The following is a 13,608-nucleotide window of genomic DNA, read 5'->3' on the forward strand; positions in this document are numbered from 1 at the left end:
GTCGTCAAACGGAGCCCCCGCCAGCGATACGCTGGCGGGGGATTTCATATGAACGCTCAGTCGCGCGCGGTGCCGAACGGCAGCATTCGGAACAAATTTCCGTCCTTGTCGACGAAGGTGTGCTTGAGCGCGCCGAGCACGTGAAGCCCGGCCAGATAGATCAGCACAGTTCCCGCAGTGGCATGAAGCTCGAAAATTTCATGCCCGGTCCCCTCGTCCAGCCCCAACGGGAGTGCCGGGAATTCGAACAGGCCCCAGAAAGGAACGCCCGAACCATAGCCCGACATGGCGATCCAGCCACCCAGCGGCAATCCAATCAGCAGAATGTAGAACAGCGTATGTGTTGTCTTCGCCAGAATACGTTCCCACGGCTTGAGACCGGCTGACAAAGCGGGAGGACGGTGCATCAGCCGCCAGATCACCCGCAGCAGCGTGAGCAGCAGGATCGTCATCCCAAGCGAGAAGTGATAGGACATTACTTCGCCCCGTTCTGCCTGTGGCAGATCGTGTGCACGTTCGGCGATCTGCCAGTTGGCGATCACGGCAATCGCGATCAGCCAGTGCAGCAGCATTGCTACTTTCGAGTATTTGGCACCCTGTGTCATGCTCATCGTAGAATTCCCCAAGTATGGTCCCCCGACTCCTGCAGTGTTGTAGCGATGGTGCGAATCACCGCAAGCGGCAGGCTTGAAACCATGCGCCAGCTTGCTAGGAAACCGGCATGGCGAAGACCAAGACGATCCCCGATCAGGACGCGCTGCGCCGCATTGGCGAAACGGTCCGCGCGCGGCTCGATGCCGATCCCAAGGCTTACAAAGTCCCGACAGATAAAGCGGAAATCTGGGCGATCGGCGAGTTTCTCACTCCGGTCGAATGCGACCGGATGATGCGAATGATCGACGCGGTCGCCCGGCCCAGTTCGCTGTACGATCAGGATTACGAATCCGGTTTCCGCACCTCCTATTCCGGCGATCTGGAGCCATTCGATCCGCTGGTCATGGCCGTCAGCCGCCGAATCGACGACCTGATGGGGATCAACGGTATCTGCGGCGAGACCCTGCAAGGGCAGCGCTATGCCCCCGGGCAGGAATTCAAGGCCCACAACGACTGGTTCTATACCGATCAGGATTACTGGAAATCGGAACGCAAACGCGGTGGCCAACGCAGCTGGACCGCAATGGCATTCCTCAATGAAGTAGGAAAGGGCGGCGAAACCCAGTTCGTGGAGGCAGAGATCAAGATCGCCCCTAAGCCCGGCGTCCTGCTGGTGTGGAACAACGCGCTGCCCGATGGCACTCCCAACGAAGGCACGCTGCACGCGGGCACCCCGGTGATCGAAGGCGTCAAATACGTGCTCACCCGCTGGTATCGCACCCGCAAGTGGGGGTGAGCGGCGGGCTGCGCCAGAGCGTGGCGGAAGCAAAGCCGCCATTTGCAGGCTGTCGGGATAGACTGAAGCCTCACATCCCCCTCGTCATTGCGAGGAGCGCAGCGACGCGGCAATCCACGACCCGCACCTCACCCCATCCACAACCGATGCGATAGGCATCACCCGCGCGCCATCGATTGCTGCACTGCCTTCGCAATGACGAGCCGGTGAATGAGCGTTTGAGTGAAGCGGGCAGAAAGCGAGCTTGCCCCGACCGCCCCCTAATCCTCGTCCGGCGCGCGCTGCTTCACCGTTTTCGCATCGTCGCGTTCCAGCACCAGCGTCGCGAACCTGTCGATCTTGCGCGACAGGCGCAGGATTTCGAGCTGGGTCCGCAGGTTCACTTCATAATCGTGCTGCGCTGTAATCCGGTCTTTCGCAGATTGCCGGTTCTGGCTCATCATGATGACCGGAGCCTGTATCGCCGCCAGCATGGAGAGCATCAGATTGAGGAAGATGTAAGGATACCGGTCGAATGGCTTCACGCCCAGATCGGTTAGTATCTCGCTGTTCACCAGCATCCACATCAGCAACACGACACCGAACGCGATGATGAAGCCCCAGCTCCCGCCGATGGCCGCCACACGGTCCGCCAGGCGATCGCCGAAGCTGGAGTGCAATTGCGCCGCTTCGGATGCATCGATGCCCAGGTAGCTGCCGCTAGCCACGCGCTTGATAACGCGCTGTTCTTCCGCGTCGAGTTCCTCCAGCACCCGCCCCAGCAGATCGCGCGCAAGCTTGTCCGGGTCGGTTGCCGATGCTGTCATCGCGCCAGCGCCTCTGCTATCAGCGCGCGGGTTTCGGGAATGCCGTAGAGCGCGATGAAGCTGCCCATGCGCGGCCCTTGCGCCGAACCGAGCAGTGTTTCGTACTGCGCCCTGAACCAGTCGCGCAGCGATTCGAACCCGAATTCCTCCCGCTTGCCGATTTCGTACACTTCGGTCTGGATGTCTTCCGCCGAAGTATCGGCGGCCATTCCGGCCAGTGCGCTGTCGAGCGCCCGCAGTGCCGCCGCTTCGTTGGCGGTCGGGGCGCGCTTGCTGAGGGTCGGTGCCACGAAGTCGCGGTTATAGGCCAGCGCGGTATCGACCAGTTGCGCCAGCGCAGGATGCGCTTCGGGCGTAGCATTCTCGACATAGTTGCCGAGGTATGACCACACCTGCTCCGCATTCGCTTCCGCCCCCAACACTCCGACGAGGTTGAGCAGCAGGCCATAGGTCACCGGCAGAGTGTCGCCCGCACCCGGCGCTTCACTCGATACACCGCGGTCGGATGAGAGGTTGGCGCGCAACAGGTGCCACACCGGGTTGCCCAGTTGCTTGTCCAGTTTCTGTTCGGCCAGCCGTTCGCGGAACTGCCAGTAATCGTCCACCGCGCGCGGGATCACCCCGGCGTGGAGGCTCTTGGCGCTCTTGGGATTGGGGAAGATGTAGAAACTCAGCGAATCGTCGCTGCCGTAAGTCAGCCATTCTTCGATCGTCAGACCGTTGCCCTTCGACTTGGAGATCTTCTCTCCCTTCTCGTCGAGGAACAGTTCGTAGATCAGCCCTTCGGGTTTACGACCGCCCAGCACCTTGGCGATACGCCCCGACTGCACCCCGCTGTCGGTCAGATCCTTGCCATACATCTCGTAATCGACGCCGAGCGCGACCCAGCGCATCGCCCAGTCGACTTTCCATTGCAGCTTGGCCTGACCCGACAGCGCCGACTGTTCGATCACAGTCCCGTCTTCATCGGTGAAGCGTATCATGCCCGCATCGGCATCGATCACTTCCACCGGCACTTGCAGCACCGCGCCGGTCATCGGACTGATCGGCATGACCGGGGAGTATGTCTTGCGCCGTTCTTCGCGCAAGGTCGGCAGCATGATGTCCATGATCGCACCGAAATTACGCAGTACACCGCGCAAGGCATCGTCGAACGCGCCCGAATTGTAACGTTCGGAAGAGGACACGAACTCGTATTCGAAACCGAACCGGTCGAGGAAGTCGCGCAGCATGGCGTTGTTGTGCGCGGCGAAGCTGTCGAACTTGCCGAACGGGTCGGGAATGCGGCTGAGCGGCTTGTTGAGGTTATCGTGCAGCAATTGCGCGTTCGGCACGTTGTCGGGCACTTTACGCAGCCCGTCCATATCGTCGCTGAATGCCACCAGCCGGGTGGGCGCGCCGCCGGTCATCGCTTCGTAAGCGCGGCGCACCAGCGTCGTGCGAAGCACTTCCTGAAATGTGCCGATATGCGGCAGGCCGCTGGGGCCATAGCCGGTTTCGAACAGCACCGGCTCGCCGCCCGGTTTGCCGTCGGGATAGCGTTTGAGCAGCTTGCGCGCTTCCTCAAACGGCCATGCCTTGGACACGCGAGCGGCTTCTGTCAGTGCATTATCGGTCATATCAGCGCGCCTATGCCCATGCCCGCCACCGTTGCAAGTGCGAACAGCGTTCCACGGTGCAGACATGGACCGCTCCTTAGAGTTTTGAATGATGTGACTTTTGCCCGATTGTCACTATTTTTCAATACACTGTGCATGACTTTCCAAAGCGGAGTGTGGACTTCGCCAAATCGGCAGTTGAAACGGCAAATCGATAGTGTGCAACCGATGGTCATAACCCGCCAATAAACGATCCGCCCGTCTGTAGGACAGACGGGCGGATTGCCTGAGAGGTATGCTCCCTCCCTTCGGACAGAGAGCTATCTGTATGAGAGCGAGCGCCGGGATTCAGAGCACCTATGCAGACGCCGGTTTCCAGCCGCGCAGCGCGGGCCAGTGATAGGCGTACTGGCGCAAGTCGATCCGTGGCTTGGCCTTTTCGAAACGACGACCAAGCGACTGGAGGATCAACCGCGCACGGCGGGCACGCGCACGGGGCGACCGAAACGGGTTGGCTCGATCCGGTGCTGCGGCAATCATTCGCTGGAGCAAAGCGTCGCGCTCCTCGAATGTCTGCGGCAACTCATCGGGCAGCGGCACCGCACCGCGGTCGGTAGCCGGTTCAGAGCGATACGGCGCATATGTTCCCGCAAACGCAGTCGGTTGCGACGCTGTACGCGAAGCAGAGGCGGCCTGCACAGGGGCATCCAGCGCGGTGACTTGCGGTTCGCGATCGAACACCGGTTCAGCGGCGGACGGCGCAGGCTGGCGCGGCCTGACCGGAGCAGCCGTTGCCAGAGCAGGCGCACGGCGACGGCTCCGCGAACGCAGCAGGAGATAAGTTCCGGCACCAATGCCACCGGCGGCCAGCAGAGCGATCAGGATTTCGAACGGAATACCTTCCCCCCGATCGGGTTGCTGAGCGGGATCGGGCGCGACATCGGCAGCAAGCGGAGCGGCGACATCGCCAGTCATTTCCATCGCAGCGCCGCCGGCCACACTTCCGGCTGCGTTGTCGGAGGTAGCCGCGTCGCCTTCGCTCGGCACCGCCGATGCATCGCGCACCGTATTAGCGCTGGCGCCAGCAGCCGGAGCGGTGGTGGTTTGCCGAGGCGTGCCCACGCTGCGCTGGCTGGTGGTTTCGTTCGCAGCTTCGGGTACTGAGGCTTCATTCGCGGCTTTGGGCGCGGAGACAGCGGAGACAGGGGCAGTGCGCGCCTGCTGCACAGGAGCGGCCTCAACCGGAGATGCCATCGGCATATCGACAGGCTCGCTGGTCACCGGCTGTTGCGGCGCGGACGCAATGCCGGGCAGCGTTACCGTGTCGGGCTGCCTCTGCGATCCGACGGAAGCACTATCGAGCACGATCACCGGGGGCGACGTGCTCGTGGCATCCTGAGCCATCGCGGCAGCGGGGAGGAGCGCAGCCATCGCAATCGCGAGGGGGGCGCAAGCGAGCGGATTGGGGGTCTTCGTCATGCCATTAAAAACGGTCACTGTTTCGCCACAGTTCCAGACAGCCCAATTGGTAAAAATTTATAGTACATTGTTTTTAAATGATTTTTCGTTTTAAATTCGCGGCAAGCTGCCGATCGGGCGCGGTGAATGGATTGGCCCTGGCACACAGAATCCGCTGGTCTGTTTACTTTTCGTTCCGGCGACTTCATGGTCGCCGCAATGGCCGACCCGCTGCCCCTTCCCGCCCTTCATGCCAGCCACGCGGGCACATGGTTGCGCGATGGCATTGGCGGCACGCGGGGGGTGAGCAAGGGCGAGGCGGTGATGGCCGTGGCCGATACGCCGCTGCTGATCCTCAATGCCCCGCTCGTCGCCAACCGGCTGGGCTATCCCGATCTGTCGGGGCTCGATCTGCTGGAACTGTTCGCTTTCGTCCATCCGGCGCGGTTCGCAGTGCCGACCCCGCGCGGACTGGCTCATGCGCTGGGGATCGACGAACCGGACAGCGACGACGGCGTGCCGGCATTCCTGCAGCGCGCTGCCGGTCATCTGCTGGCGACATGCGAAAGCCACGATTGGGCCGAACGAGAGGGAGCATGGTCCAGCCTGCAATCGCTGGTTCGCCTGCGCTGGCCCTGGGCAAACATTCTCAGCCCGCATATCCGCAAGCCCGAACGCGCGGAAAAATGGCTATTCGCCCGACTGCCCGAATGGGAGGAAAGCCCCGAACGCGGCCAGCCCGCCAACGTGCTGATCGAAGAGGCGGAGGTCGAGGCGCGGCTCGAACGGCTGACCGGCGAAGGTTCCGAACAGCGCGAGGGGCAACGCCGTTATTCGCGCGATGTCGGCAAAGTGTTCGCGCCCCGGCCCCGCCGCGAAGTGCCGCATGTGTTGCTGGCGCAGGCAGGCACGGGGATCGGCAAGACGCTGGGCTATCTCGCTCCGGCGTCGCTATGGGCGGAACGGTCGGGCGGCACCGTGTGGGTTTCGACTTATACCAAGAACCTGCAACGCCAGTTGCGGCAGGAAAGCGGGCGCGCGTGGCCGCCGGTGCGCCGCGATGGCAGCCGCCCCGTGGTCGTGCGGAAGGGGCGCGAAAACTATCTCTGCCTGCTCAATCTGGAAGATGCGCTGCAAGGCGGCTTTTCCGGGCGCCTCGCTGTGCTGGCGCATATGGTGGCGCGATGGGCGGCCTATTCGCAGGATGGCGACATGATCGGTGGCGATCTGCCCGGCTGGCTCGGCTCGCTGTTCCGCAAGCGCGGCATTGCCGCACTCACCGATCAGCGCGGCGAATGCGTCTATGCCGGGTGCCCGCATTACCGCAAATGCTTCATCGAACATGCCGCACGGGCCAGCGCGCAAGCCGATCTGGTGATCGCCAATCACGCGCTGGTGATGGTCAATGCCGCACGCGGACGCGACCATGCCCAGCGCCCGACCCGCGTGGTGTTCGACGAAGGGCACCACGTATTCGAAGCTGCCGACAGCACGTTCGCCGCTGCGCTGACCGGGGCAGAGGCAATCGAATTGCGCCGCTGGATCGTCGGCCCGGAAAAATCGCACAAGGGCCGCCGTCGCGGCCTGTCCGCTCGCCTTGCCGATGTGGCAAGTTACGATGAAGCCGGGGGCACCGCGATAGAGGCGGCAGTGGAGGCGGCGCAGGCCCTGCCCGCCGATGGCTGGCTGCAGCGACTGAACGAAGGCGTACCCGCTGGCCCGGTGGAGGCTTTGCTGGGTGCCGTGCGCGCAGTGACATATGCCCGCGATGAAAGCGGCGGGCAGGAAGCGGGCTATGGCATAGAAACAGAGGCTGCCGGTCTCGATGGCCCGGTGGTGGAACTGGCCGGGCAGGCAGCAGGGGCGCTGGCCGCGATCCGTTCGCCATTGTTGCGACTGGGTGGGCGGCTGGAGGCGATACTGGCCGACCCTCCCGATTGGCTCGACGCGCAGGGCCGCGCGCGGATCGAAGGCGCGCGCCATTCGCTGGCCTGGCGGTGCGACTTGCTGTCCGCGTGGGAGGCTTTGCTCGACCGGTTGGGCGGGCCGGGCGATCCCGAATTCGTGGACTGGCTGGCGGTGGACCGCAACGAAGCGCGCGAATTCGATATCGGACTGCACTGCCACTGGCTCGATCCGATGAAGCCATTTGCCCGTGTCGTGCTCGAACCCGCCCACGGCGTGATGCTGACCAGCGCGACATTGAAAGACGGGACCGAATGGGATGCAGCCATCGCCCGCAGCGGCGCGGCGCATATCGACAGCGCACCGATGCTGGGCGAATTCGAAAGCCCGTTCGATTACGCCAACCGCGCCGAAGTGCTGATCGTAACCGATATCCGCAAGGGCGACATTCCCGCGCTGGCAGGTGCCTATGGCCGGATTATCGAGGCATGTGGCGGCGGCGTGCTGGGCCTGTTCACAGCGATCCGCCGGATGCGCGCGGTGCATGGCCGCATTGCCGACCGGCTCGCGCGCAGCGGATTGCCGCTGTACGCGCAACATGTCGATCCGATCGACACCGGCACATTGGTGGACATTTTCCGAGACGATCCGGCGGCCAGTCTGCTGGGCACCGATGCCCTGCGTGACGGGGTCGATGTGCCGGGCCGCAGTTTACGCTGCGTCGTGATGGAACAAGTCCCTTGGCCGCGCCCCACTATCCTGCACCGGGCCCGCCGCGCGGCGGGCGGTGGCAGTGCGTATGACGACCGCCTGATCCGCGCCCGACTGGCACAGGCATTCGGGCGGCTGATTCGCAGCCGGAACGATGCCGGGCACTTCGTTGTCCTGTCGCCTGCATTCCCCAGCCGCTTGCTTTCTGCCTTCCCTGAAGGGACGCCTGTTTTGCGTCTGACGCTGGAGGAGGCTTTACAACGGCTCGCCAACAGTGTTTTCGAAACGGCGAGCCATGCCGATGCCTCGGCCCCACCGTTCGAAGGATGATCTGACCGTGCCCAAGTTGCTCGGCCTCCTGCGCCACGCCAAGTCCGACTGGGATGATATGGGCACCCGCGATTTCGACCGCGGGCTGAACGATCGCGGGCGGCGCGGTGCGAAAGTGATCGGAGATCATATCCGCGATCACGGTGTAAAGTGGGACCGCGTGATCGCCAGCCCGGCCGAACGTGTCCGGCAAACACTGGCAACTGCCCTGCCCGAATTCACGCCCGAATTCGACAAGCGCGTCTATCTGGCCGATGCCGATACATTGATCGATGCGATCCGCGAACATGCGGGCGATGCATCCTGCGTGCTGCTGGCGGGGCACAACCCCGGCTTGCAGGATCTGCTGTTCACGCTGGTATCCCCCGCCAACGAAAACGCGCTGTTCGACGAAGCGGCGGTCAAATTCCCGACGGCAACATTCGCTGTGCTGGAACTGGCAATCGACGACTGGGCCGATCTGGGCAAGGATTGCGGCAAGCTGGTCCATTTCGCCCGCCCGCGCGATCTCGACCCGGAACTGGGGCCGGAATCGTGATCAACGCAGCACGCGCGGCCCTGCCCCCTCCGCAGCCCATTTATCCTGCGGGTTATAGAGCTTGCACCGCGCCAGGCTGAGGCATCCGCAGCCGATACACCCGTCGAGATCCTCGCGAGTCTTTTCCAGAATGGCGATTTTCGCGTCGATGGCTTCGCGTACCCGCCCGCTGATCCGCCGCCAATCGCGCGCGTCAGGCGTGCGACCATGCGGCAGACGGCGCAGCTCCTCCTCTATATCGCCTAACGACAGGCCAAGCTGCTGTGCGATCAGCACGAAACTGAGCCGCCGGATATCGCTGCGCGGGAAGCGCCGCTGATTGCCGCCGGTGCGGATCGGTTCGACCAGCCCGCGTTCCTCGTAGTAACGGATCGCTGAAACAGACAACCCGGTGCGCCGGGCCAGTTCACCGATGGTCAGCAGATCGCTGGCGCGCAAGCGACGGGTCATGGCACTAAACTCCTTGACCTCAAGTTACCTTGAGGTTGCATTAATGGCAAGCAGGCGATTCGCCGCCCTGCCCGGCACTGGCCGGACACGATTGATACGAAGGACTGAGGCAATGCCCACCGGAACACTCGAACACGTGAATATCTCTGTCACCGACCCACGCCGCAGCGCGGACTTCCTGAGCAAGCTGGCCGGATGGCGGGTGCGCTGGGAAGGCCCTGCTCTCGGCGGTGGCCATTCGATCCATTGCGGTAACGACGATACGTATGTCGCGCTCTACACGCACCCCAGCACCAAAGGCAGCTTCCAGAAGGGTGTGCCACTCAACCACATCGGGGTAGTGGTTGACGATCTCGATGCCGCCGAAACCGTTGTAACAGAGGCAGGGCTGGAGCCATTCAACCACGCCGATTACGAACCGGGACGGCGGTTTTATTTCTACGACTGGGACGGGATCGAATGGGAAATCGTCAGCTATTCGTGAATTGCGCTCGCAGCGTTTGCGATGGAGGCGCTGTTTTTGAAGTGTCACGCCGGAAGATAAGCTGGACCCCGGCTCGGAGGCCGGGGGGACAGGACAGGGAAGATACGACCCGCCCCTGCATCATTGCAACTCCCCTCCCCCCTCTCGTCATTGCAAGCGCAGCGAAGCAATCCACGGACTGCCACGTCGCCTGACGGCTCCTCGCAATGACAAGTGGAGCGACACAGACCAAACCATGCCTTCCCCACACACAGAGACTACGAACTGCCGACCACAAAACACGCCGCAGCCATCAACGCCCCGGCGAAGCGGTTGGCGCGGAAGCGGGCCAGGGGATTGGTCGGATCGCGCTCGTCAAGAGTGGCGACCTGCCAGCTCAGATGCGCCGCCACCGGGATCAGCGCAAGCAGCGCGATCCAGTCGTGCCGCAGCAGCCAGAACGCCAGCGCCCACAGCGCCACTGCACCGCCGTAAAACAATGCCACGCCCGCTTTGACATGGCCGCCCAGCCGCAGCGCGCTGGAGCGGATACCGACCAGCGCGTCATCCTCCCGATCCTGTAAGGCGTAGATCGTATCGTATGCGATGCACCACAGGATTGCCCCGCCATAGAGCGCAGCGAGCACGTCGAGCCGGTCGCTCCGCATCGCGACCCAGCCAGTCGGCGCGCCCCAGGTGAATACCAGCCCCAGCCAGGCCTGCGGCCACCAGGTGATCCGTTTCATGAAAGGATAGGCGATGACCAGCGCGATACTGCCCAGCGCCACCACCTGCGCCTGCCAGCGCAATTGCAACAGCACGACAAGCCCCACCGCACACAGCGCCAGCAGCCATAGCCATGCCAGTTTCGCGGAAATGCGCCCGCTTGCGACCGGGCGGCTGGCAGTGCGCGCCACCTGGCGGTCGAGATCGGCATCGACGATATCGTTGTAAACGCACCCGGCCCCGCGCATCGCGATCGAGCCGAGCAGCATCCATGCCACCAGTACCACCTGCAATCCGCCACCGGACAGCCACACCCCCCAGGTGCACGGCCAGAATAGCAGCCACCAGCCAATCGGCCGGTCGAACCGGGCAAGCATGGCCAGATCGCGCGGCACTTGCGGCAGGCGCGCGATCAGTCCGCGATGTTCGCTGTCTGGGACGATGGGTTCGGGCGTTGCCTGTTCGGTCACGGCTTGTCCCCTAACGCCGCGCGTGCCAACTGCATAGTCATGGCTGCAACACACGATCCGAAGGTTCCCGCCTGGCCGCCCCGCAGCGCGCCGCGCCTGTTCGTTCCCGCTCCGCTGGCGGCAGGGATGCCGGTGACGGTTTCAGGCAACCCGGCGCACTATCTCTGCCGCGTGATGCGGGTGAGCGAAGGCGACGCTGTGATCCTGTGCGACAATGCGACCGGCGAATGGGCCGCACGCGTGGTGTCGGTTGGCAAGCGCGATGTCGTGCTGGAACCGGTGGAACGACTGCGCTTGCGCGAGGCTGTGCCCGATCTGTGGTTGTGCCCCGCTTTGCTGAAGAAAGACCGGTTCGACACCGTGCTGGAAAAGGCGACCGAACTGGGCGTGGCCGCGATCCGTCCGGTGGTGACGCGCCGCTGCGTGGCGGACAAGCTCAACCTCGACCGGGCACGGACCGTTACGACAGAGGCCGCCGAACAATGCGCCCGCACCGCGCTGCCCGAACTGGCCGCGCCGGTTACGCTCGACACGTTGCTGCGCGACTGGCCCGCTGAACGCGCGCTGTTCTTTGCCGATGAATTGGGCGGTGAACCCGCCGCCGCCGCCTTTACCGCGGCCGGAGCGCCTGCCGCGATCCTGATCGGGCCGGAAGGCGGGTTCGACGATGCCGAACGCACCGCTATTCGCGCACACCCGGCCACCCGTGCGATCACTCTCGGCCCGCGAATCCTCCGCGGCGAAACCGCAGCGATAGCGGCAATGGCACTATGGATGGGTGCTGCTGGCGACTGGTAAGAGGCTCCGCCCTCGCTACCCCCTCGTCATTGCGAGCGCAGCGAAGCAATCCCTGGGCCGCCCTCACTGACCACCACAGCAGTTGTAAACCGCATCCACACTTACCTCATAGATTACCACGTCGCCTGACGGCTCCTCGCAATGACGGGTGAGGGTTACCCGCCCCACAGGCCACACGAACGGGCTGAAAGAAGAATTCTCTGGCGCGTAAAGATTGGGTTGCCTACGGCCACCCACTATGAGCACGCGGACCACATCCGAGCAGGCCGATCCGGTTATAGAGAGCCGCGACCAGCTAATCGCCCCCCTCGCCGCCGGTGCGAAACCGGCGGACAAATGGCGCATCGGCACCGAGCACGAGAAGCTGGTTTTCCGACGCAAGGATTTCGCCGCCCCGAGTTATGACGAGCCCGGCGGCATCCGCGATATCCTGCTGGCGTTGCAGGAATTCGGCTGGCAACCGGTGGAAGAGGGCGGCAAAGTCATCGCGATGAGCGGGGACGACGGCACTGTCAGCCTCGAACCGGCCGGGCAGCTCGAACTATCGGGCGCGCCGCTGGAAAACCTGCACCAGACGTGCGCTGAAACCGGTCGCCATCTGGAACAGGTGAAGGCGATTGGCGAACGCTTCGGTGTCGGCTTCCTTGGCCTGGGCATGTGGCCCGACAAAACGCGCGCGGAACTGCCGGTCATGCCCAAGGGGCGGTACGAGATCATGATGCGGCACATGCCACGCGTCGGCTCGCTGGGCCTCGACATGATGCTGCGGACCTGCACCATTCAGGTCAATCTCGACTATAGCAGCGAAGCGGACATGGCGCAGAAATTCCGCACCAGTCTGGCGCTGCAACCGCTGGCCACAGCTCTGTTCGCCAATTCGCCCTTTACCGAAGGCAAGCCCAACGGCTTCCTTTCCTATCGCAGCCATATCTGGTCGGACACCGATCCGGCGCGCACCGGGATGCTGCCGTTCGTGTTCGAAGACGGTTTCGGATACGAAGCCTATGTCGACTATATGCTCGACGTGCCGATGTATTTCGTGTTCCGCGATGGCAAATACATCGATGCCGCCGGGCAGAGTTTCCGCGATTTTCTGGACGGCAAGCTGCCCGCTCTGCCAGGGGAAAAGCCGACCGAAGGCGACTGGTGGGATCACTTGTCGACCGCCTTTCCCGAAGTACGCTTGAAATCGTTCCTCGAAATGCGCGGTGCCGATGGCGGGCCGTGGAGCCGGATCTGCGCGTTGCCTGCGCTGTGGGTCGGCCTGCTATACGATCAGAGCGCACTCGATGCCGCATGGGATCTGGTCAAGGACTGGACGATGGAGGAGCGCGAGGCGTTGCGGACATCGGTGCCCAAGCTGGCGCTCGACGCACCGATCCCCGGCGGCAAGACATTGCACGACATCGCCCCCGAAGTGCTCGCCATCGCGCGCAGCGGGCTGAAATCGCGCGCGCGGCTCAATTCGGGCGGCGACAACGAAACCGGCTTCCTCGAAACGCTCGACGAAATCGTCGCCAGCGGGAAAGTCCCCGCACAGCGCCTGCTCGACATGTACAATGGCGAATGGGGCGGCGATATCGAACGGGTGTACAAATACAGTTTCTGAGGCGCGCGTGATCCTGATCGTCGGCACAGTGCGGATTCCGGCAGACGGGCTGGAGGTGGCACTGCCCGCCATGGCCGCAATGGTCGCTGCCAGCCGGGCGGAAGCCGGCTGCATCCATTATGCCTACGCGCAGGACGTGCTCGACCCCACAGTGATTCATGTATCGGAAGCCTGGCGCGACCGCGCTGCACTGGCAGCCCATTTCGCCACCCCGCACCTCGCCGCATGGCGCGAACAATTTGCTGAGCTGGGCATTACCGACCGCGATCTGAAGCTATACGAAACCGGCGAAGGCGAACCGGTCTGACGGATTGCCCGGAACTGCGGCGCGGAATTGAGCGGGCCCGCGGATCAGG

The 13,608-nt window shown here is 63.6% G+C and carries 13 protein-coding genes; 7 read left to right on the forward strand and 6 right to left on the reverse strand.

The genetic code is table 11. The features are described 5' to 3' along the window. Positions 1-56 precede the first annotated feature (56 nt). Entirely contained in the window at positions 57-611 is a 555-nt protein-coding gene (locus CV013_RS02220; protein WP_102153651.1) for a cytochrome b, read from the reverse strand. Between the two features lie 110 nt (positions 612-721). Between CV013_RS02220 and CV013_RS02225 the strand changes: the two genes are divergently transcribed. Beyond that, a complete protein-coding gene (locus CV013_RS02225) occupies positions 722-1,390 on the forward strand; it encodes a prolyl hydroxylase family protein (protein ID WP_102153652.1) in 669 nt (222 codons plus the stop codon). 260 nt (positions 1,391-1,650) lie between these two features. On the opposite strand, the gene CV013_RS02230 is transcribed toward CV013_RS02225, so the two are convergent. From CV013_RS02230 to CV013_RS02240, 3 genes are all read right to left on the reverse strand, one after another. Then, positions 1,651-2,196 carry a DUF1003 domain-containing protein gene (locus tag CV013_RS02230; protein ID WP_102153653.1) on the reverse strand — a complete coding sequence of 182 codons (546 nt, stop codon included), beginning with the start codon at positions 2,194-2,196 and terminating at the stop codon, positions 1,651-1,653. Beyond that, positions 2,193-3,815 carry a lysine--tRNA ligase gene (locus CV013_RS02235; protein ID WP_102153654.1) on the reverse strand — a complete coding sequence of 541 codons (1,623 nt, stop codon included), beginning with the start codon at positions 3,813-3,815 and terminating at the stop codon, positions 2,193-2,195. The genes CV013_RS02230 and CV013_RS02235 overlap by 4 nt, the downstream gene beginning before the upstream one ends. Before the next feature lie 336 nt (positions 3,816-4,151). Continuing rightward, entirely contained in the window at positions 4,152-5,273 is a 1,122-nt protein-coding gene (locus CV013_RS02240) for a hypothetical protein (protein WP_102153655.1), read from the reverse strand. Between the two features lie 198 nt (positions 5,274-5,471). On the opposite strand from CV013_RS02240, the gene CV013_RS02245 reads away from it, so the two are divergent. Together CV013_RS02245 and CV013_RS02250 are read left to right on the forward strand one after the other, a co-directional pair. After that, the gene (locus CV013_RS02245) at positions 5,472-8,198 is read left to right on the forward strand and encodes an ATP-dependent DNA helicase (RefSeq protein ID WP_102153714.1); all 2,727 of its coding nucleotides are present in this window, start codon (positions 5,472-5,474) and stop codon (positions 8,196-8,198) included. Then, positions 8,170-8,736, forward strand: coding sequence for a SixA phosphatase family protein (locus tag CV013_RS02250; protein ID WP_102153715.1), 567 nt, complete (start codon positions 8,170-8,172; stop codon positions 8,734-8,736). Before CV013_RS02245 ends, CV013_RS02250 begins: the two co-directional genes overlap by 29 nt. Here the strand turns inward: CV013_RS02250 and soxR are convergent, their stop codons facing one another. Then, positions 8,737-9,186 carry a redox-sensitive transcriptional activator SoxR gene (soxR, locus tag CV013_RS02255; RefSeq protein ID WP_223805343.1) on the reverse strand — a complete coding sequence of 150 codons (450 nt, stop codon included), beginning with the start codon at positions 9,184-9,186 and terminating at the stop codon, positions 8,737-8,739. 112 nt (positions 9,187-9,298) lie between these two features. Here soxR and CV013_RS02260 point away from each other — a divergent pair, with 112 nt between their 5' ends. Continuing rightward, on the forward strand, positions 9,299-9,670 hold the full coding sequence (locus tag CV013_RS02260) for a VOC family protein (protein ID WP_102153656.1): 372 nt from the start codon (positions 9,299-9,301) through the stop codon (positions 9,668-9,670). A gap of 257 nt (positions 9,671-9,927) precedes the next feature. Here CV013_RS02260 and ubiA read toward each other — a convergent pair whose 3' ends face one another. Continuing rightward, positions 9,928-10,845: a 4-hydroxybenzoate octaprenyltransferase gene (gene ubiA / locus CV013_RS02265; protein WP_102153657.1), complete on the reverse strand. Its 918-nt coding sequence runs from the start codon at positions 10,843-10,845 to the stop codon at positions 9,928-9,930. 39 nt (positions 10,846-10,884) lie between these two features. On the opposite strand from ubiA, the gene CV013_RS02270 reads away from it, so the two are divergent. From CV013_RS02270 to CV013_RS02280, 3 genes are all read left to right on the forward strand, one after another. Beyond that, positions 10,885-11,643: a 16S rRNA (uracil(1498)-N(3))-methyltransferase gene (locus CV013_RS02270; protein WP_102153658.1), complete on the forward strand. Its 759-nt coding sequence runs from the start codon at positions 10,885-10,887 to the stop codon at positions 11,641-11,643. A gap of 238 nt (positions 11,644-11,881) precedes the next feature. Next, entirely contained in the window at positions 11,882-13,252 is a 1,371-nt protein-coding gene (locus CV013_RS02275; RefSeq protein WP_102153659.1) for a glutamate--cysteine ligase, read from the forward strand. A gap of 7 nt (positions 13,253-13,259) precedes the next feature. Further along, on the forward strand, positions 13,260-13,559 hold the full coding sequence (locus tag CV013_RS02280; RefSeq protein ID WP_102153660.1) for a putative quinol monooxygenase: 300 nt from the start codon (positions 13,260-13,262) through the stop codon (positions 13,557-13,559). The last annotated feature ends 49 nt before the right edge of the window (positions 13,560-13,608 follow it).

It is taken from the genome of Tsuneonella flava (assembly GCF_002870965.1).
GTDB lineage: Bacteria > Pseudomonadota > Alphaproteobacteria > Sphingomonadales > Sphingomonadaceae > Tsuneonella > Tsuneonella flava.